General features: G+C 44.0%; 16 protein-coding genes. 8 read left to right on the forward strand and 8 right to left on the reverse strand.

Features of this window, described 5'->3' with window-relative positions:
- The first annotated feature begins 73 nt into the window (after window positions 1-73).
- The 6 genes from AAGR14_RS22240 (at window position 74) to AAGR14_RS22265 (ending at window position 7,933) form a co-directional block, all read left to right on the forward strand.
- Window positions 74-1,402: a rhamnogalacturonan acetylesterase gene (locus tag AAGR14_RS22240; protein WP_342646443.1), complete on the forward strand. Its 1,329-nt coding sequence runs from the start codon at window positions 74-76 to the stop codon at window positions 1,400-1,402.
- Between the two features lie 19 nt (window positions 1,403-1,421).
- Entirely contained in the window at window positions 1,422-2,648 is a 1,227-nt protein-coding gene (locus tag AAGR14_RS22245) for an oligogalacturonate lyase family protein (protein ID WP_342646444.1), read from the forward strand.
- Between the two features lie 53 nt (window positions 2,649-2,701).
- On the forward strand, window positions 2,702-5,023 hold the full coding sequence (locus AAGR14_RS22250) for a glycoside hydrolase family 2 TIM barrel-domain containing protein (protein WP_342646445.1): 2,322 nt from the start codon (window positions 2,702-2,704) through the stop codon (window positions 5,021-5,023).
- A gap of 52 nt (window positions 5,024-5,075) precedes the next feature.
- Window positions 5,076-5,846, forward strand: a complete 771-nt coding sequence (locus AAGR14_RS22255; protein ID WP_342646446.1) for a rhamnogalacturonan acetylesterase — start codon at window positions 5,076-5,078, stop codon at window positions 5,844-5,846.
- Window position 5,847: 1 nt separating this feature from the next.
- Window positions 5,848-6,654 (forward strand): rhamnogalacturonan acetylesterase, encoded by an 807-nt coding sequence (locus tag AAGR14_RS22260; protein ID WP_342646447.1) that lies wholly within the window; start codon window positions 5,848-5,850, stop codon window positions 6,652-6,654.
- Window positions 6,655-6,784: 130 nt separating this feature from the next.
- Window positions 6,785-7,933: a glycoside hydrolase family 88 protein gene (locus AAGR14_RS22265; RefSeq protein ID WP_342646448.1), complete on the forward strand. Its 1,149-nt coding sequence runs from the start codon at window positions 6,785-6,787 to the stop codon at window positions 7,931-7,933.
- Window positions 7,934-8,059: 126 nt separating this feature from the next.
- Here the strand turns inward: AAGR14_RS22265 and AAGR14_RS22270 are convergent, their stop codons facing one another.
- The 8 genes from AAGR14_RS22270 to AAGR14_RS22305 form a co-directional block, all read right to left on the reverse strand.
- Entirely contained in the window at window positions 8,060-8,833 is a 774-nt protein-coding gene (locus AAGR14_RS22270; protein WP_342646449.1) for a TerC family protein, read from the reverse strand.
- 90 nt (window positions 8,834-8,923) lie between these two features.
- The gene (locus AAGR14_RS22275; protein WP_342646450.1) at window positions 8,924-10,288 is read right to left on the reverse strand and encodes a hypothetical protein; all 1,365 of its coding nucleotides are present in this window, start codon (window positions 10,286-10,288) and stop codon (window positions 8,924-8,926) included.
- Window positions 10,269-10,835, reverse strand: a complete 567-nt coding sequence (locus AAGR14_RS22280; protein ID WP_342646451.1) for a hypothetical protein — start codon at window positions 10,833-10,835, stop codon at window positions 10,269-10,271. The genes AAGR14_RS22275 and AAGR14_RS22280 overlap by 20 nt, the downstream gene beginning before the upstream one ends.
- A complete protein-coding gene (locus tag AAGR14_RS22285; RefSeq protein ID WP_342646452.1) occupies window positions 10,835-11,392 on the reverse strand; it encodes a sigma-70 family RNA polymerase sigma factor in 558 nt (185 codons plus the stop codon). The genes AAGR14_RS22280 and AAGR14_RS22285 overlap by 1 nt, the downstream gene beginning before the upstream one ends.
- Before the next feature lie 64 nt (window positions 11,393-11,456).
- Window positions 11,457-11,990 (reverse strand): ATP-binding protein, encoded by a 534-nt coding sequence (locus AAGR14_RS22290; RefSeq protein WP_342646453.1) that lies wholly within the window; start codon window positions 11,988-11,990, stop codon window positions 11,457-11,459.
- An 81-nt stretch (window positions 11,991-12,071) separates the two neighbouring features.
- Window positions 12,072-12,809: a LytTR family DNA-binding domain-containing protein gene (locus AAGR14_RS22295; RefSeq protein ID WP_342646454.1), complete on the reverse strand. Its 738-nt coding sequence runs from the start codon at window positions 12,807-12,809 to the stop codon at window positions 12,072-12,074.
- Between the two features lie 27 nt (window positions 12,810-12,836).
- A complete protein-coding gene (locus AAGR14_RS22300; protein WP_342646455.1) occupies window positions 12,837-13,676 on the reverse strand; it encodes a DUF5694 domain-containing protein in 840 nt (279 codons plus the stop codon).
- Between the two features lie 11 nt (window positions 13,677-13,687).
- Window positions 13,688-14,692 (reverse strand): histidine kinase, encoded by a 1,005-nt coding sequence (locus tag AAGR14_RS22305; protein ID WP_342646456.1) that lies wholly within the window; start codon window positions 14,690-14,692, stop codon window positions 13,688-13,690.
- A gap of 202 nt (window positions 14,693-14,894) precedes the next feature.
- Here AAGR14_RS22305 and AAGR14_RS22310 point away from each other — a divergent pair, with 202 nt between their 5' ends.
- Together AAGR14_RS22310 and AAGR14_RS22315 are read left to right on the forward strand one after the other, a co-directional pair.
- Entirely contained in the window at window positions 14,895-17,294 is a 2,400-nt protein-coding gene (locus AAGR14_RS22310; protein ID WP_342646457.1) for an outer membrane beta-barrel family protein, read from the forward strand.
- Window positions 17,295-17,345: 51 nt separating this feature from the next.
- On the forward strand, window positions 17,346-18,374 hold the full coding sequence (locus AAGR14_RS22315; protein WP_342646458.1) for a S41 family peptidase: 1,029 nt from the start codon (window positions 17,346-17,348) through the stop codon (window positions 18,372-18,374).
- The last annotated feature ends 3 nt before the right edge of the window (window positions 18,375-18,377 follow it).

Consider the following 18,377-nt stretch of genomic DNA (forward strand, 5'->3'; position numbering starts at 1 on the left):
TTTGACGAACAGTAAACCACCAGTCTGCGCCATTGCAGTTATAAACCGCTGTTTCTAAAATTTATAGATGAAGATGAGGCTACATTCTGTAAAATGCATTGCCATATCATTAGCTGCCGCAGCTTCTGTTTGGGGTACAAATGCCCTTGCTCAAAATAAGCAAACCAATTATAAGTTTAATTTTGGCAGCGGTAAACCCAAAGCCGGCTTTACACAGGTGGCCGCCTCAAAAGTATATACTGATAGCTACGGGTTTGATTTTGGCACTTCGGCCAAGTCTGTTATCCGTACCGGCAAAACGGGCGGCTTTATCACCAGCGATAAGCCCTTCTACTTTTCGGTAGCCGTACCCGAAGGTAATTATAAAGTTACCCTTACCCTGGGCGACCCGCAAGGCACCAGTCAAACCATGGTTAAAGCCGAATCGCGCCGGTTAATGCTGGAGAGCACAGATACTAAGCCTAACGAAATAAAAAAAGTAAGCTTTGTAGTTAATGTGCGTGTGCCCGAAATAAGTACCGGAGGCCAGGTTAAACTTAAACCACGCGAGGTTGGCAAACTGGATTGGGACGACCGCCTTACCCTCGAATTTACCGGTGCAAAGCCTTGCATTGATGCCATGGAAATTGAAAAGGCAGACGACCAGATTACCGTTTACCTGGCTGGCAACTCTACCGTGGTTGACCAGGACGACGAGCCCTGGGCGGCCTGGGGGCAAATGATACCCCGCTTTTTTAAACCGGGCGTTTCTATTGCCAACCATGCCGAATCGGGCTTAACACTGGGCAGCTTTATGGGCAGCAACCGTTTAGACAAGGTGATGAGCCTAATTAAGCCCGGCGATTACTTGTTTATTGAGTTTGGCCACAACGACCAGAAAGAAAAAGGCCCTAATGATGGCGCCTATAAATCATATACCGAGCGGCTAAAGCTTTTTGTAAACCGCGCCCGCGAGCATAAGGCCATTCCGGTCATTGTTACTTCTACGGCCCGCCGTTCTTTTGATGATAACGGTAAAACGGTAAACACGCTGGGAGATTATCCGGACGCCGCCCGTAAAGTGGCCCGGGAAGAAAATGTACCACTGATTGACCTGAATAAAATGGTTACCCAGTTTTATGATGCGCTGGGGGTAGATAAGTCCAAAAAAGCATTAGTGCATTATCCGGCCAATACTTTTCCGGGGCAAACCAAAGCTTTAGAAGATAACACTCACTTTAACCCTTATGGCGCTTACGAGTTAGCTAAATGTATTGTAGAAGGCATTAAGGCCAATAATTTAGGCCTTAAAAAGTACTTAGTTGATACCAAACCTTTCGACCCGGCACATCCAGACCCTATTGAAAGTTTTAATTGGCCGTTAAGCCCTAAAAACTCCACCATTAAACCCGACGGTAATTAAACCAGCAAAACACCCCGTTATGAAGAAGAGAATATTACCCCTGCTGTTTGCTTTAGGATGCTGTACCATATTACATGCACAGCCGGTACTGGTTACCGGGTCGCAAAAGCCTATGCCGGTAAACGAATGGATTGATAAAGATACCGGGCATAAAGTAGTGCGTTTAGCAAACCGTCCGGGCGGCAATACCAGCTTTTATTTTAACAATAACTGCTTTGTGCCGCAGCGCGGTACCGAGGGCGATTTAATGGTGTTTTCGGGCGGAACACCGCAGGGCAGGCAATTATTCACAGTTAACTTAAAAACCAAGGCAGTTGCGCAGCTAACCAACCGGGCCAAAGTAAGCGGCGAAATGGTATGTGCTAAAACCCGAGAGGCTTATTACCAGTGCGGCGATAGTATTTATGCCGCCAATGTAGACACCCGCAAAGAACGTTTTATCTACGCGTTTGACCCAGCCTTTAAAGGCCGGGTAGGCACGGTAAATGCCGATGGCACCTATATGGCCTGTGTGAAAGCTGTGGGCAACCAGGAGCGCGAAATTTATCAGCAGTATCCTGAAAAGAAAGACTATTTTCAGCGTATCTACAACGCGCATATCGAACATGTGCTGTATGTGCTCAATACCCAAACCAAAGAACTTAAAGAAGTAAACCGCGAAAACGAGTGGACAAACCACTTGCTGTTTTCACCTACTGACCCCAACATTCTTTCTTACTGCCACGAAGGGCCTTGGGAAAAGGTAGACAGGATATGGAATTACAATATCAAAACCAATAAGTCAACCCTTTTGCATAAGCGTACCATGCCTATGGAAATTGCCGGCCACGAGTTTTGGTCGCCCAGGGGCAATACCGAATGGTTTGACCTGCAAAAGCCTAAAGGTCAAACTTTTTACCTGGCCGGTTATGATATGAAAACTGGTAAAGAAAAAGCCTACCAAATGGACCGCAACGAATGGTCGATCCATTTTAACGTAACTGCCGACGAAAAACTGTTTTGCGGCGACGGCGGTGATGCCGGACAGGTAGCCAAAGCTCCTGATGGTATGTGGATTTACCTGTTTAGGCCGGATGGAGATCGCTTTAAATCTGAAAAGCTGGTGAACATGAAAAACCACTATTACAAACAAGAGCCTAACGTACATTTTTCACCAGATGAGAAGTGGGTGATTTTCCGTGCCAACTTTGAAGGCCATGATGAAACTTATGCTGTTGAGGTGGCAAAATCTGCTAAAGCGGAATAATTCAACATACATCAATTTATTTAAACTGCTTAGCCAGCGTTCATTCAACACTCATGAAATCCAAATTTGTACTGCTCATACTTTCTCTGTTATGTTCTGCTATTGAGGTTAATGCACAACCGGCCGAGCGTGTTATCACTCCTTTTGATGACAATTGGTCATTTTACAAAGGCGATGCTGCCGGAGCTGATAAAGCCGATTATAACGACAAAGCATGGCGCAAAGTAAATGTACCGCATGATTGGAGTATTGAGGGGCCGTATGACCAGAATAATCCTACCGGCCGTGGCGGTGGTTACTTGCCAGCCGGTATAGGCTGGTATCGTAAGCAGTTTACCCTGGGTAAAAATTTTACAGGCAAACAGGTTACCGTAGAGTTTGATGGGGTAATGGCCTACAGTGAGGTATGGATTAACGGCCATTACCTGGGTAAAAGGCCTTACGGTTACATCAGCTTTGTATATGATTTAACACCCTACATTTATTACGACAAGCCTAATGTTATTGCTGTTAAGGCCGATAACAGTAATCAGCCTGCATCTCGCTACTACACCGGGGCGGGTATTTACCGGCATGTACGTTTAGTGGGTACTAATCCTGTGCATTTTACGCCCTGGAGTGTTTATATTAAAACGCCGGTAGCCAATGCTCAAAAAGCAACCGTTAAAATACAGGCACAAATAGTTAACAGCACTAAGGCAGGCAGCGAGTACAAAGTAACTACCACTATTATTGATGCATTGGGTAAAACTGTCAGCGCTGCTGGTGGCGTAAAAAAGGTAGCAGCCGGGCAAACTGCTGACTATAGCTACGAAGCACAAGTTAGCAACCCTGAATTATGGGGTATTGACAAACCTGTTTTATACACTGCCATTACCCGGATTATGCAGGGCAACAAAGTGGTTGATGATGTTAAAACAACTTTTGGTATTCGTGATGCTAAATTTGAGGCCGCTACCGGTTTCTGGCTTAATGGCAAAAACATCAAAATAAAAGGTGTTTGCCTGCACCATGATGGCGGAGCTGTTGGTGCAGCTGTGCCTTTAGGTATTTGGGAGCAACGCTTTAAGCAATTAAAAGAAGTAGGCGTAAATGGCATACGTACATCGCACAACCCGGTAGCACCTGAATTTTTAGACTTGTGCGACCGCATGGGCTTTTTGGTAATGGACGAAACTTTTGATACCTGGACGGCCGCTAAAAACAACGGCGAAAAAGGCTATAACCTCAACTTTACCCAATGGTGGGAGCGTGATACCCACGATATGGTAATGCGCGACCGTAACCACCCATCCATCGTTATTTACAGCGTGGGCAACGAAATTCATGACAGCCTGAAAGACTCGGCCGGGTTTAAAAAGTACCGCGATCAGCAAAACCTGATCCATCAGCTTGACCCGGGTCGTCCGGTAACTATGGCGCTTTTCCGTCCTAACGTTTCGGGCGTTTACGCCAATGGCTTTGCCGATATGATGGATGTGGTTGGGCAAAATTACCGCGAAAACGAACTGATTGCCGCCCATGAGGCTCATCCTAACTGGAAAGTAATTGGTACCGAAAACACCCATGTATTAAATATGTGGCTGGCTCTGCGTGATAAACCTTACATGGCTGGGCAATTTTTATGGACAGGCTTTGATTACCTGGGCGAGGCCGACTGGCCCGAAACGACAAATAACCAGGGCCTGTTTGACCGGGCCGGCAACTGGAAACAGCAAAGTCTGCAACGCCAAAGCTGGTGGAGCGATAAGCCTGTCGTGCACCTGGTACGTAAATCGGGCAACGCCGGGGCCGGTAACTGGGTTGCCGACTGGACTCCCGAAGACATAAGCACATATCATGAATCTAAAGTACAGGTTTACAGTAATTGCGATGAGGTAGAGCTGTTCTTGAATGGTAAATCGCAAGGCGTAAAGGCCAAACCTGCCAATGATGCGCCCCGCGAGTGGGACCTGACTTTTGAAAAAGGAACCATTAAGGCCATTGGGCGTAACAAAGGTAAAGAAGCAGCTGCCGAGGAATTTAAAACAGCCGGCACACCCGCCAAGCTGTTATTAACTGCCAGCCAAAATAAACTAAGCCACAATTGGGATGATGTTGCGATTGTAAGAGCCACTTTGCTTGATGCTGCGGGCAATATTTGTACCAATGCCGATAACCTGGTAAAATTTGCCATTAGTGGTGCCGGTTTTATACAGGCGGTGGATAACGGAAACATCATCAGCCACGAGCCTTACCAGGCTTCGGAGCGCAAGGTGTCCCGGGGTAGTTGCGTAGCTATCCTGAAAGCTGGTGACGGTGCGGGTAATACAACGCTTAAAGCCAGCGTAGTAGGTTTGCCTGATGCATCTATTAATCTACAGGTTAATAAATAACGTTTAAACCATATAGCTATTTGTCACTCCTAATCATACCAACTGTTTTTAAATGAAGAAGATTTTTAAGTTCGCAGGTTTAGCATGCATTGCCTTAATAGCAGGCTTGGCTTTTAAGCAGCCTACTAAACCGGTTATTTACCTCATCGGCGATTCTACCGTGCATAATTCTGATAAGGTGCAGTGGGGCTGGGGTTCTATTTTGCCCGACTACTTTGATTTGAGCAAAATCAGCATCAATAACCAGGCAATGGCCGGGCGCAGTACCCGTACCTTTATTAAAGAAAACCGCTGGCACCGGGTAGATTCGATGCTGCGCCCAGGCGATTACGTGCTTATGCAGTTTGGCCACAATGAAGGCAGCAAACCCGACACCAACAAGGCAGGCTATCGCGGTGTGCTGAAAGGCACCGGCGAAGAAACCGTAGATTTAACCTGGCCCAACGGCAGTAAAGAAACTGTACATACTTATGGCTGGTACCTGCGTAAGTTTATTCGTGAAACCAAAGCTAAAGGTGCTACGCCCATTGTTTTGTCTATGATTCCGCGCAACGAGTTTAGAGACGGCAAGGTATTGCGCGCCGATAATGATTATGGCAAGTGGGCTAAAGAAATAGCCGAACAGGAAAAAGTAGTCTTTATTAACTTAAACGGCATCACTGCGGATAAGTATGACACCTGGGGCGCCGATTCGGTTAAAAAGTTTTTCCCCGGCGATCATACACATCCTAATAAAATGGGGGCTACCGTAAATGCCGAATCGGTAGTGGCGGGCATCAGGGCTAATCCATCTATCGCACTAAATAAATACCTCAAAAAATAAGATGAAACTTTCGCAAAATATTAAGGCTGTACTTGCAGCATTATTACTGGTTGGAGCGGCCGGTATATTATTCTCCTTTGTGCAAAAGCCAAAACCGGTATTATATCTGGTAGGCGACTCTACCGTAAAAAACGGCAAAGGCAAAGGAGACGGTGGCTTGTGGGGATGGGGTAGTTACCTGGGCAACTATTTTGATACTACCCGCATCACAGTAGAAAATGATGCCCTGGGCGGTACCAGCAGCCGTACATTTCAAACCAAAGGATTATGGGACCAGGTAGTTGCTAAGATTAAGCCCGGCGACTATGTAGTTATGCAGTTCGGTCATAATGACTCGAGCCCGCTGGTAGATACCTCGCGTGCCCGAGGCACCATCAAAAGTAACGGCGACGAACAGCAGGAGCTTTATAACCCGCTCACCAAACAGCAGGAAGTAATACATAGTTATGGCTGGTACCTGCGTAAAATGATTGGCGAGGCTAAAGCCAAAGGTGCCACTGTAGCAGTTTGCTCACTTATACCACGTAATAGCTGGAAAGATGGTAAGGTAAACCGCAATACCAATGACTATGTTTTGTGGGCAAGCCAGGCAGCTAAACAGGCCGGCGCTACTTTTATTGAACTGAACCAGCTGGTGTCTGACGTTTATGATAAAGAAGGAGAAGAAAAAGTAAAGACAGCTTATTTTACCACTACCGACCATACACATACCAGTTTAGATGGTGCTAAGCTAAACGCGCAGTTAGTAGCCGGAGGCATTCGTAGCAGCAAAGGCTTTTCGCTCAGTAAATATTTACTGAAGAAATAGTCAAGAACATTCCACAAATGTTTTGTGGTTGAGCATTGCAAATTAACCGGTTTCTAATATAGAAATACTTAATTGCGGCGCTCCCGAAGCAAACATCATTAAAAAACAGATTGACAATAAAACACACTTTATGTTAAAAGCTAAACTAAGTTCATCTATCATGATAGCCGGTTTGATGCTGGTTGCTCCCTTTAAGGATTTGCATGCACAAAAACTGCCTGCAAAATCTAAAATTGTGAGTGATATGGAACTGGCCAACTCTTATTTTATGAAGAAATGGCCTGATCCGGGTACGCCTACTAATGTTAATGGTAAGGTGCGCACCAGTAATTTATGGACACGTGCCGTTTATTATGAAGGATTGATGGCCTTACATAAAATAGACCCTAAGAAAGAATACTATCAGTATGCTATAGATTGGGCCAACCATCATAAATGGGAACCGCGCGATGGGATGAACACCCGCAATGCCGACAACCAGTGTTGCGGACAAACTTATATTGAGCTTTACCAACTGGATAAAAAGCCGGAGTACATTGAGCCCATCAAGAAAAACATTGACCTGATGCTGGCCAGCGATAAAATTGACGATTGGCACTGGATTGATGCACTGCAAATGGCCATGCCCATATTTGCCAAGTTAGGAACGATTTATAAAGATGACCGCTATTTTGAAAAGATGTATGAGATATACAATTATTCAAAAACAGTGCACGGAGGCAAAGGGCTCTATAACACACAGGAACGTTTATGGTGGCGTGATAAAGATTTTGTGCCACCTTATAAAGAACCTAACGGAGCCAATTGTTACTGGTCGCGCGGTAATGGTTGGGTAGTGGCAGCTATGGTACGCGTGCTTGAGGTGATGCCTAAAAATGCACCGCACCGTGCCGAGTACCTGCAAATGTACAAAGACATGATTGCTGCGCTGGTACCACTACAGCGTACTGACGGATATTGGAACGTAAGCTTAATGGATCCTACTAACTACGGCGGTAAGGAGCTAACCGGTACTTCGCTGTTTATTTACGGTATGGCTTGGGGCGTTAATAACGGCATACTAAAAAAGGCAACCTATCAGCCTATTATTGCCAAAGCCTGGAATGCTATGGCTAAAGACTGTTTGCACCCCGATGGCATGCTGGGTTACGTACAAGGCACCGGTAAAGAACCGAAGGATGGCCAGCCTGTTAGCTACGACCACATCCCCGATTTTGAAGATTACGGCTTGGGTTGCTACCTGTTAGCAGGCAGCGAAATAGCCCGCTTAAGCAAATAAATAAGTTATAAAACAACCAACAATAGCCGCAAATGCGGCTATTGTTGGTTAAAAGGATTACGAACAAGTATCAAGTGCTCCTCTTCGAGGTTTTTTTCATTATTCAATTTACAAGATCAGCATCCTTTACTTCGGCTTATTAATCTCGACCCGCTGCTTTTCTTTTTTGGCTTTAGCTTTCAGGTTGAGTAACTCTACAAGTACGGCAAAAGCCATCGCGAAATAGATATAGCCTTTGGGTATTTCCTGGTCGAATGACTCGGCCAGCAACGATACACCGATGAGCAGCAGGAAAGAAAGGGCCAGCATTTTTACGGTAGGATGCCTGTTTACAAAACCGGCAATGGGCGACGAAGCCCACAACATGATGCCAACCGAAATTACCACGGCGGCAATCATCACTTCTACATGGTCGGCCAAACCAACCGCCGTAATTACCGAATCGAGCGAAAACACGATATCCAGCAACATAATCTGCACAATGGCTGCCCAAAAAGATTGTGGCTTGGTATCATGCTCATCTTCCTCAGCGTGGTCAATATTTTCGTGAATTTCGTGGCTGCTTTTATAAATCAAAAACAAACCGCCCACCAGTAAAATCAAATCGCGGCCCGAAAAGGCCAGACGTTCGGCCCAGTCATGATTACTGATACTGAGTACCTCGCCCAGGTTGATGAAAGGCTTGGTAAGCTTCATGATCCAGCTGATAGATAACAGCAATAAAATCCGGGTAAGCATGGCACCAGCCAAACCTAATTTGCGGGCTCTATCTTGCTGGTTTCCGGGCAGCTTACCGGCTTGTATCGAAACAAAAATGATATTGTCGATGCCCAGTACAATCTCAAGCAAGGTTAAGGTAGCCAGCGATATCCAGGCTTCGGGATTATTGAGTAACTCCATCTTACAGGATTAATATGCCCATAAAACAGCAAAACCCTTGCCGAATAACAGCAAGGGTTTATATTTATATGAACAGAGCGAGAATTATTATTAATCGAATTTAACCTGCGAATAAGTTGATTTAATAGTAATGGCTTTATCCGGGTTGCCCTTATTTACCTGGCCTTTAAAAGTACGTGTTGTAGAGTAGTGACGCGTATTTTCTTCGGGTGTAGTGTTAATTACTTTTACCACATTTTTGTCGTAATCAAAACTTCCGAGTGTGGTAGTTACGTCAAAGTCGTAATCATCTTTTACACCAAGGTTTACTTTGGTATAGGTGGCTTTTATATTTAAATTTTTACAGTTTTTATCTACCTCTAACACCTTAATTCCATTGCCATAAACGGCAGCTAAATCACCATTGGTTTTAAGTCTGTCTACATTCATTCCGCCGTATACTACTCTTGCTTTAATGTTATTAGCGGTACCTAAATCAAGACTGCCGTAGGTTATATTCACTGCGCCATTATTCATAGTGCTTATTTTAGCATCACCATTGGTAAGCCTTATTTCAGGATTATTTAATTCCTGTGAAATAAGAGCTCCTGAGGTAAGCGCAATATTCACTTTTCCGGATAAGTTAGGCAAAATCACGTTTCCAAACTTATTAGTAACATCTAACTGGCTTTTAGCCGGCATGTAAACGGTATAGTTAATCACCATTTTACGGGTGTAGCTTTTACCCGAACTAAACCAGGCACCTATCACATTGGTATTGGTATTTTTTACCATAGTTGGTGCAATGCTGGTTTTAAAAGAAATTACTGAGTTTTCTTTACTGTCCTGGATAGAAATATTATCCAGCAGTTTCTGAGCATCTTCTTCCTCATTGGCATAAGCCATCATTTGCACATCAACTTTCACTTCATTTTTAGACCAGGTGTTTACCGTAACCTTGCCATAGGCATTGTTAATGGTTAGCTTATCATCAGCATCTACGTTGTAGCTTTTGCTGTAAATTTTAGTTTTCTCTTTGATTTCGCCATTTTGTACTTTCTCCTGCAGCGATTTCTCGTCGAATTTAAAATTATAAACATTAGGTGACAGCCTTAGACTATTCAACTGCGTGTAAACATGAGGTGTTATTTTGCCCAAACCCTCTAAATTAGGCACAACAGTTATACCCAGGCCTTTATCGGCACCGGAAATGTTGAAATCATCAACATGCGCCAGGGCACGAGTAGTTAACTCTTTGGAAAGCTTTTGCAGTTCGGCAGATTTTTCCTTCAGTTTTTTCATCTGCAATTTTTGCACTTGTTTTTGCAAGTCGCGCATCTGGCCTTGCAGCTTTTGCATCTGCTTGTCAAAGTCCTTGTCGCTGTCGGCTTTGTTTTGTTGTGCAAAGCTTCCCTGCACGGCAACCAGCAAGCTGCATAACAAAAGTGCTTTTATATTAAATATTTTTAGTTTCATGGGTGGGTTCACTTTTACTGTCTCTAAACTGTTCTATCACTTGTAATTGCTGATTAAGCACCTCGGCTTGTATTTGCAAGTTCCGGATCATTGCACGTAAAACTCGTTCCTGATTAGGACTGGTGGCTAAATCATGTTTAAGCTTTTTATAAGATGCTTCCATCTTGTTAATCTCACCGTTAAACTCCCGGTATAATTGCGGGTCGTTTTTGGCAAGTTCTTTTAATTCGTTGCGTTTACTTTCAATCAGCGATGCATATTGCACCTGCTGTTTAGCATATTCGGGGTTAATGGCTGCTAAATCAACACCTGTACTTTTCTGACTTTGCAGATAAGCGCCAAAGCCCACCGCCATTACTACAATAATGATAGCGGCTACCCGCAATACAAAACCTAAAGAAAAGGTTTTAGCCTCAGGCTTTTTTGGCAGCTCTACTACATCGGGTTCCATTTGCTGCGCTATCTTGTTCCATAAGCCTGCTCCCGGCTCCAGGTCATCAAACTCTTCGCGGTTATCAATAATAAATTTTTCTAATCGCTTGCTCATTAGGCTACTCCTCTTACTTTCAGTACTTCGCTAAGTTTTCTTTTAGCTCTCAAAAACTGGGTTCTTGAGGTATTTTCGGTTATATTTAAAATCTGTCCTATCTCTTCGTGGTCATATCCTTCTAACAAGTAGAGTGATAACACCACCCGGTACCCTTCGGGTAAAAGCTTCATGGCTTCTTTAATCTGCTCCACCCGGTATTGTATATCTTCATCATCACTTTCCTCCTCATCGGGTATGTTTTCTAATTGTTCGCTTTCCATTTCTACCCATTCTAACTTGCGCTTGCGGAGCAGGTTAATGGAGCGGTTAACCACAATTTGCTTTAACCACAAACCAAAAGTAGTTTCCTGCCTAAAATCTTTTACCTTATTAAAGGCATCCAAAAAAGATTCCTGCAGCACGTCCTGGGCCTCGTCCACATTATTCAATATCCGAAACGCCACGTTTAACATGGCCTTCGAGTACAGGCGATACAACTCATAGCAGGCTTTTTTACTTCCCTGCTTGCACTCAACCACCAGTTGATAGTGCTTGTCTATGTATAAGGCTTCCAATCGTGATTAGCTTTCAAGTTACAAGACGCAGCATTTTCTGCAGCGTTGCACCAACGCTAAAAAATTATGAATTATTTTTTAAGAAATGGTCAACTGCCTCAACAGCTGCATCATACCGGGGTTGCCCCTGGCCCGATATAACTACGTAGTTAGCTTGCAAGTCCTGTAGTTCATGGTGCCAAACAGTCATAAAATGCTCACGCATGTTAGGGAAATTGCGCAGCGGGTCATCTTGCCAGGGCAGGTCAATATTTAGGAGTAAATAAAAATCGTAAGTATGTTGGGGCAGTTTTTCCAGTACCTCGGGTGGTGCCTGGCCAAACATCTGGTCGCTCCAGATTTTGATGGTAATAAAGGTAGTATCGCAAATTAACAGGCGGTTGGCCTGCGGCAGCATTTCTTGCTCCAGGGCCAGCTGACCATGATACATATTAATTTCGTCTTGCCAGGTGCACTCGGCGGTAAGCTTTTCGCAATATTCGCGGGCATACTCGGGCACCCAAACCGTTTGGTAATGCTTTGCCAGATATGCAGACATTGCCGACTTTCCCGTACTTTCGGGACCAACAACGGCTATTTTGATAATATCTTGCGGCATAGATTACTTCCGGCCATTACCGGTTAGGCAAATATAGCAAAGTGTTGTGATATGATTATATTTACCGCGTGGCCTTGTTGTTTATTCTTCGCGGATGAGTTTATAAAATTCGTCACGATAGGTTTCGCCTATCGGAATGGCCTGATCTTGTATATAAATCGTATGTCCATCAATCATACGTATCTGATCGATGGAGACAATGTAGGATTTATGTACCCTGAAAAATGGAGGCTTGGGCAGCTGTTCTTCTAAATCGCGCAGGGTTTGGTAGGTTACCATCCGCTGACCCGGTGTAAATACCGATACATAGTTTTTTAAGCCTTCGATGTATAGTACATCATCATAACTTACCTTTAAAAACTTGTTCTTGCTGTCGCCCTTAATAAACATGTAGTCCGCCTCGGGAGCAGGCGCTGCAATTGCCGGCACCTGATTTAATAAAGGCGGTGTCGCTGCTACGGCAGGCTGCAATTGGTTGTAAGCCTTTTGTGCCGCTTTTAAAAACCGGTCGAACGGGATGGGTTTAAGCAGGTAATCAATTACGTCGTGCTCATACCCCTCTAAGGCGTATTCGGGATAGGCCGTAGTTAATATCACTTTGCACTTACTGCCGCAAAGCTTTAAAAACTGTATGCCGGTTAAGTCGGGCATCTGTATATCTAGAAAAACCAAATCTACACCGCCCTGCTGCACCAGCGAAAGCGCCTCAATGGCGCTGGTAGTAGTACCCACCAGCGTTAAAAAAGGAACTTTACTAATGTAATCGGCAATAATTTTAACGGCGTAAGCTTCGTCATCAACGGCAAGGCAGCGAATCATGGAGGTAAAGATAAAGGATAATTATAATTACTTTTTGGCCAGATAAGTATTTGCTTCAATCACCTCAAAGTCAGAATTATCTTTAAACAGCTGCTTCAATATATGGATATGTCCCGATCCAAACACAACCAACAAGCGGCGATCATCAGGAGTCACATTTTTCAGAATATTAGCATAAATTTTCACGTTACGCTTATACCATTCACCTACCAGTTCGGCACCGATATAGTTGTCGCCGGCGCCAATGCGGGCAAAAACATAGTTATACATTATGTGGTTGTGGTTAAGTAAATCTTCTGGCCGGTTCAGGTAAATTAAATTCTCTTTAACAGTATGCGTAAGCATGTATTGGTTGTAGTAACTAATGTATTCGCCAAAGCTTTTTTCAAACGGCGTTAAATATTTAATATGCATGCTATCAGCGTAATGCTCTACCTCGTTTTTTAGCCATTTACCATCAGCATCAACGGCATAAATTCTTTTATTATTAAGCTGCTTTGCTAGTTTCATACCTATTTGCAAACGCTCATTAACAGCATTGGCCGGTATTTGAATTTTCCCTGCTTTGTAAGCTGTAAAAAAGCTATCAGCTTGCGTCTGATATTTGATATTGCTCTCAGTAAAAATCTTTTCAGGGTTAAACCGAGCCAAGGCATTATTAACATCCTGTATTTGCCTTTGCCGCTCCGGTTGAATATAATCGTCAACTTTAACATTAAACTTATCGGCACCAGGGTTAGCAAAATGATAAGTACCCAGCAATATAATCTGTATCCTTTGCTTTGGATGAATCAAGGTGTCTTGTGCCTGCAAACGGCTGGTGCATAACATAGCCAGGCTTACTAAAAAGCTGCAATAAAACATCATAATAGATAAGTTTAAAGTATAATATTTAAGGTTGCCTTGTAGGTTTGCCCGTTGTCACCAATTAATAACTCGTGGCGGTTGGGGTAAATCAGCTCCAGCCGGCGGCGTATGTTAGGTAAGCCCACACCGGTAGATTGATCTTTTTGACCGCGGCTAATCTGGTTGCTTACGGTAAACATCAGGCGGTTTCCAGTTACTTTTAAACGAATGCGGATAGGACGGTCGGGGTCGTTTACGACGCCATGCTTAAAGGCATTTTCTACAAACGGAACCAGCAGCAAAGCAGATACGCGCTTACCGGCAATGTCGCCCTCGGTTTTAAAATCCACAAAAAAGCTATCTTCAAACCGCAACTGGTAAATGCTGATGTAGTTTTCTATATAGTCCACTTCGCGTTGCAGGTCAACGTCACCGCTTGCGCTTTCGGTTAGCATGTAACGCATCAGTTGCGAAAGCTTGATGACGGCGTTGCCCAACTTATCAGAAACGGGATAAGCCAGTGAGTAGATATAGTTTAACGTATTATATAAAAAGTGCGGATTAATCTGCGTTTTTAAAAAGGCAAGTTCGGCTTGTGTCTTTTCTTCGCGTAATGATTTATTTTCCTGTTCTTTATAAATAGCGTTGAATGCACTGTAAATAGCCAGACTTAAAATAACCGCAGAGCTGCCCCAATAAATGTTATCTAATGTATAGGACAAAAAGGTATAACCCCAATAGTTAGCAATACCAAAAATATGCAGGCATAAAACCTGCTCTACCAAATACCGCATCGCGACAAAGCTTGCCAAAGCAGCAATAATGCCCCCAGCCAGTAGCAGCGGCCTGCCCTTATAAAGAAATTTAGGATATACCCATAAATAGCAGAAATAAAATTCGGCGAATCTGACTATCCAGATAGTATAGTTAAATATAGAAACTGGTTTACCCTTGGCTTGTATAAAATACCCGATTACCAGATACAGAGTATAAAGTAACCAGCCAGCAATGTGGTAGTAAATTTCCTTTTTCCGCATAATGGATAAAAGTAGGGCAAAACCTGCAACCCGGTAAAAATTTTATACCAACCCCCTGTTTTTTACTCCCAACTCCGCAAAATAGCTTTTTCGGGCAGTTCATCTGCTATTACTTGCCTTCGGATAATAAAAACCGGCGTTGGTATCATAATATTTAAGAGGCGTTTTTGCTGCTGCACCTTTGGAGCATCAACAAAAAGATATGAAAATTACGCTCGCCTCCTTATTATTATTCTTTATCAGTTTCGGTGCATTTGCTCAAACCGCAACTATTAACGGTCGTGTTACCGATGCCCAGCAACAGCCATTACCCGGCGCTACCATAGTATTGCTTCATCTGCCCGATTCGGTCCAGGTAAGTGCACAGGCGGCCAACAACAATGGGGCTTACAGCTTCGCCCAACCTGCTGCCGGTAATTACATAATAAAAGCGGCAATGGTTAGCTTTACTACAACATACAGCAAACCAATTAATGTAAGCGGGGCGACTATTGAGTTACCAACCATCATTCTCAATCAACAAAAAAACACCTTAAAAGAAGTTACTGTTGCAGCTACCGTACCGCAATTGCAGCAAAAAAGCGACCGGCTGGTAGTTAACGTAGAGAAAATGAACACCACTGGCGATAACGCCTTAGACATGATTAAAAAAGCGCCCGGTATCCGGTTAGATAAAGACGATAACATTTTGTACCGCAACAATGCAGGTGTGGTGGTAATGATTGATGGCCGCCGTACTTACATGAGCGGCACCGAGCTGAGCAATTACCTGAAATCATTACCCGGCAATGCCGTAAGTAAAGTTGAACTAATTCCTAATCCGCCGGGCAATTACGATGCCGAGGGCACCGCGGGCGTAGTTAACATTATTATGAAACGTAATAAAGTACAAGGCTACAACGGTACAGCTAATGCCAATGTGGCCTATGGCAAATATGGCAAGGTTTATGGCGGTTTCAATCTAAATTACAATACCGGCAAAGTAAGTATGTTTGCCAGGGCAAACTCCGGTTATTTTGACTCTTATAACAAACTGACCCTGAGCCGGCAGATTGGAAGCGAGGTTTACAACCAGTATAACTACTGGCACCCAAAAACCACGGCTACCGGTTACAGCGCCGGCGCAGACTACTACATCAACCAAAATCATACCTTGGGCTTTTTGTTTAAAGGGTATAATTCACCACTCACGGCCGATGTAACCAGCCAGTCGTACACCTTAAACAGCATGGGCCAGCAAACCGGCAGTGTTACCGGCAACAACCCGCGCAAGGCTGATAACAATACGTATAACTTTAATTTAAACTATAGCTATGCCATTGACACTTTGGGCCAAAAGTTAAGCGTAGATGCCGATTACGTACACAGCACATCAGTAAATAACCAGCAGTATACCAATATTTATTTTGACGGTCAGGGCAATCAAACCGGTAACCCTGTACAGTTACGCAATGCTATGCCGGTTAACTACAACATACAATCTATTAAAGCCGATTATACATACCCTTTTGCTAAAGGCTGGATATTTGAAGCCGGATTAAAAAGCAGCATTGTAAATACCCACAGCAACGTACAGTTCGACTCGTTAAAAACGGCCGGATGGATACAAGACCCTAACCGCAGCAACAACTTTAAGTATGATGAAAACATCAATGCGGCTTATGCAACGCTTAACAGAACCATTGGCAGCCAGTGGGAAGTAAAAGCCAGCCTGCGCACCGAGCAAACCATATCTACTGCTAACTCTATTACCCGTAACGAGGTGGTTAAACGTAACTACTGGCAGTTATTCCCAAGTGCATTTGTAACTTACAAAATTACTTCGGTACAGCAATTAAATGCCTCTTTCAGCCGTCGCATCAGTCGTCCGGGTTATAGTTCGCTAAATTCTGCTATTACCTATATTGACCCATATACTGCTACCCAAGGCAACCCTTACCTGCAGCCGTCCATCTCACAATCTTATGTGCTAAACTACACTTACAAAAGCTTCCAGGTGTTGAGCCTGAGCTACCTGAAAGTGAATGGCACTATTAATAATGTAATTGAGCAAAACGACCAGACTAAAGAAAGCATTTCGAGGTACCAAAATTTAGGCAGCACCAGCACCTTTACTGCCACCAGTGCAGGCAGCTTTAACGTAGTAAAATGGTGGAACGTAAGCGCCGAGCTAGATGGAAGCTATGACCGCGTAAACTCTGTGGTTCAGGGCAATCCATTTTTCAGCAGCCGTTTTTCATGGTCGGGCAATGTAGACCAGAGCTTCTTTTTACCTAATAATGTGAAGCTTCAATTAACCGCACAATACTATTCGCCATCTATATCAGGCTTGGCGCGCACTTTTTCGGGTTCGCAGATTGATGCCGGTATCAGCAAAACCTTTATGAACAAACGTGCCACCATCAGCTTTAAAGCACGCGACATATTTTTTGGTAATCGCTACCGCAGCATCCAACAATACAATAACGTAAACACCCGCTGGAACAACGAGTGGGAAAGCCGCCGCTTTACACTGGGCTTTACTTACAGCTTTGGCAACACCAAACTTAAGGCCGCCCGCAACCGCCAAACCGGCAGCAGTGCCGAAGAAGGCCGCATGTAATTTTAATGAGGCATTCGTAAACATTTAGTTATAACTTCAGCCTTTTAATCCATGAAAAAATATCTCATTATCGCACTGTTTGTTTTAAGCTGCCCGGCAATTAGCCTGGCACAACAAACACTTTCCGGAGCAGACAGTGCCCGTATGGTTATTGATAGTGTATTGACTTATGCCCGTCATCATTCTGTTTACCGCGATAAGGTTGACTGGGCAAAACTTACCGCTACCGTAAAAGAGCGTAGCGCACAAGCAAAATCTGTACAGGAAGCGATGCCCTCAGTAGCGCTGATTTATGAATTGCTGGGCGATTTTCATGGCTTTGCTGTATACAACCGTAAATATTACCGTTGGAAAGCGCCAAGAGCACCTTTTGATACCGTTAAATACCGCAGCCTGATTGCCAAGTCAAAACAAAAGCATAAGGTGGAGGCCCAATTGCTTAAAAAAGGATATGGTTATCTGCTCATCCCGGATAATAACCCAACGCACGAACATGAAACCGATACCTTATCACAGCAAATACAAGATTCGCTTGCCAAACTACAGCCCGAAAAGCTTAAAGGGCTGATTATTGATTTACGCACCAACGGTGGCGGTAATATGTACCCTATGATTTTGGGCGTAGCTAATTTGTTAGGCGATGGGCAGTTCGGCTCTTTTATTGACCCGGTTACTAAGCAAAAAGATGCGTGGGGCATTAAAGGCAAAGCTACTTATGCCGGAAAAGACACTGTTTGCCGCTTGCAAAGGATAGGCAAACCAGCTATCAAACTGAAAGTAGCTCTGCTTATTGGTCCTTATACCGCAAGTTCGGGCGAGGCAACGGCTATTACCTTTATGGGGCGCAAAAACACCCGCTTGTTTGGCAATAAAACAGCCGCCTACACAACTGCTAATCAGTCTTTCCAAGTGTTTAACATCAATGTGCTTATGGCTGTAGCGGTGGAGGCTGACAGGAATGGTAACACCTATTATGGCGCCGTCTCTCCGCAGCAAGAGGTAAACGGACTCGACAATTTTGAAAATTTAAACCGGGACAGTAAAGTAATTGCTGCCCTGCAATGGCTGGGTGCAAAGTAATCA

It is taken from the genome of Mucilaginibacter sp. CSA2-8R (assembly GCF_038806765.1).
Classification (GTDB): Bacteria; Bacteroidota; Bacteroidia; order Sphingobacteriales; family Sphingobacteriaceae; genus Mucilaginibacter.

What these genes read in the sequence shown, in the direction of transcription:
- AAGR14_RS22240 (WP_342646443.1), top strand. Translation starts at nt 74, where the DNA reads ATGAGGCTACATTCTGTAAAATGCATTGCCATATCATTAGCTGCCGCA.
- AAGR14_RS22245 (WP_342646444.1), top strand. Translation starts at nt 1,422, where the DNA reads ATGAAGAAGAGAATATTACCCCTGCTGTTTGCTTTAGGATGCTGTACC.
- AAGR14_RS22250 (WP_342646445.1), top strand. Translation starts at nt 2,702, where the DNA reads ATGAAATCCAAATTTGTACTGCTCATACTTTCTCTGTTATGTTCTGCT.
- AAGR14_RS22255 (WP_342646446.1), top strand. Translation starts at nt 5,076, where the DNA reads ATGAAGAAGATTTTTAAGTTCGCAGGTTTAGCATGCATTGCCTTAATA.
- AAGR14_RS22260 (WP_342646447.1), top strand. Translation starts at nt 5,848, where the DNA reads ATGAAACTTTCGCAAAATATTAAGGCTGTACTTGCAGCATTATTACTG.
- AAGR14_RS22265 (WP_342646448.1), top strand. Translation starts at nt 6,785, where the DNA reads ATGTTAAAAGCTAAACTAAGTTCATCTATCATGATAGCCGGTTTGATG.
- AAGR14_RS22270 (WP_342646449.1), bottom strand. Translation starts at nt 8,833, where the DNA reads ATGGAGTTACTCAATAATCCCGAAGCCTGGATATCGCTGGCTACCTTA.
- AAGR14_RS22275 (WP_342646450.1), bottom strand. Translation starts at nt 10,288, where the DNA reads ATGAAACTAAAAATATTTAATATAAAAGCACTTTTGTTATGCAGCTTG.
- AAGR14_RS22280 (WP_342646451.1), bottom strand. Translation starts at nt 10,835, where the DNA reads ATGAGCAAGCGATTAGAAAAATTTATTATTGATAACCGCGAAGAGTTT.
- AAGR14_RS22290 (WP_342646453.1), bottom strand. Translation starts at nt 11,990, where the DNA reads ATGCCGCAAGATATTATCAAAATAGCCGTTGTTGGTCCCGAAAGTACG.
- AAGR14_RS22295 (WP_342646454.1), bottom strand. Translation starts at nt 12,809, where the DNA reads ATGATTCGCTGCCTTGCCGTTGATGACGAAGCTTACGCCGTTAAAATT.
- AAGR14_RS22300 (WP_342646455.1), bottom strand. Translation starts at nt 13,676, where the DNA reads ATGATGTTTTATTGCAGCTTTTTAGTAAGCCTGGCTATGTTATGCACC.
- AAGR14_RS22305 (WP_342646456.1), bottom strand. Translation starts at nt 14,692, where the DNA reads ATGCGGAAAAAGGAAATTTACTACCACATTGCTGGCTGGTTACTTTAT.
- AAGR14_RS22310 (WP_342646457.1), top strand. Translation starts at nt 14,895, where the DNA reads ATGAAAATTACGCTCGCCTCCTTATTATTATTCTTTATCAGTTTCGGT.
- AAGR14_RS22315 (WP_342646458.1), top strand. Translation starts at nt 17,346, where the DNA reads ATGAAAAAATATCTCATTATCGCACTGTTTGTTTTAAGCTGCCCGGCA.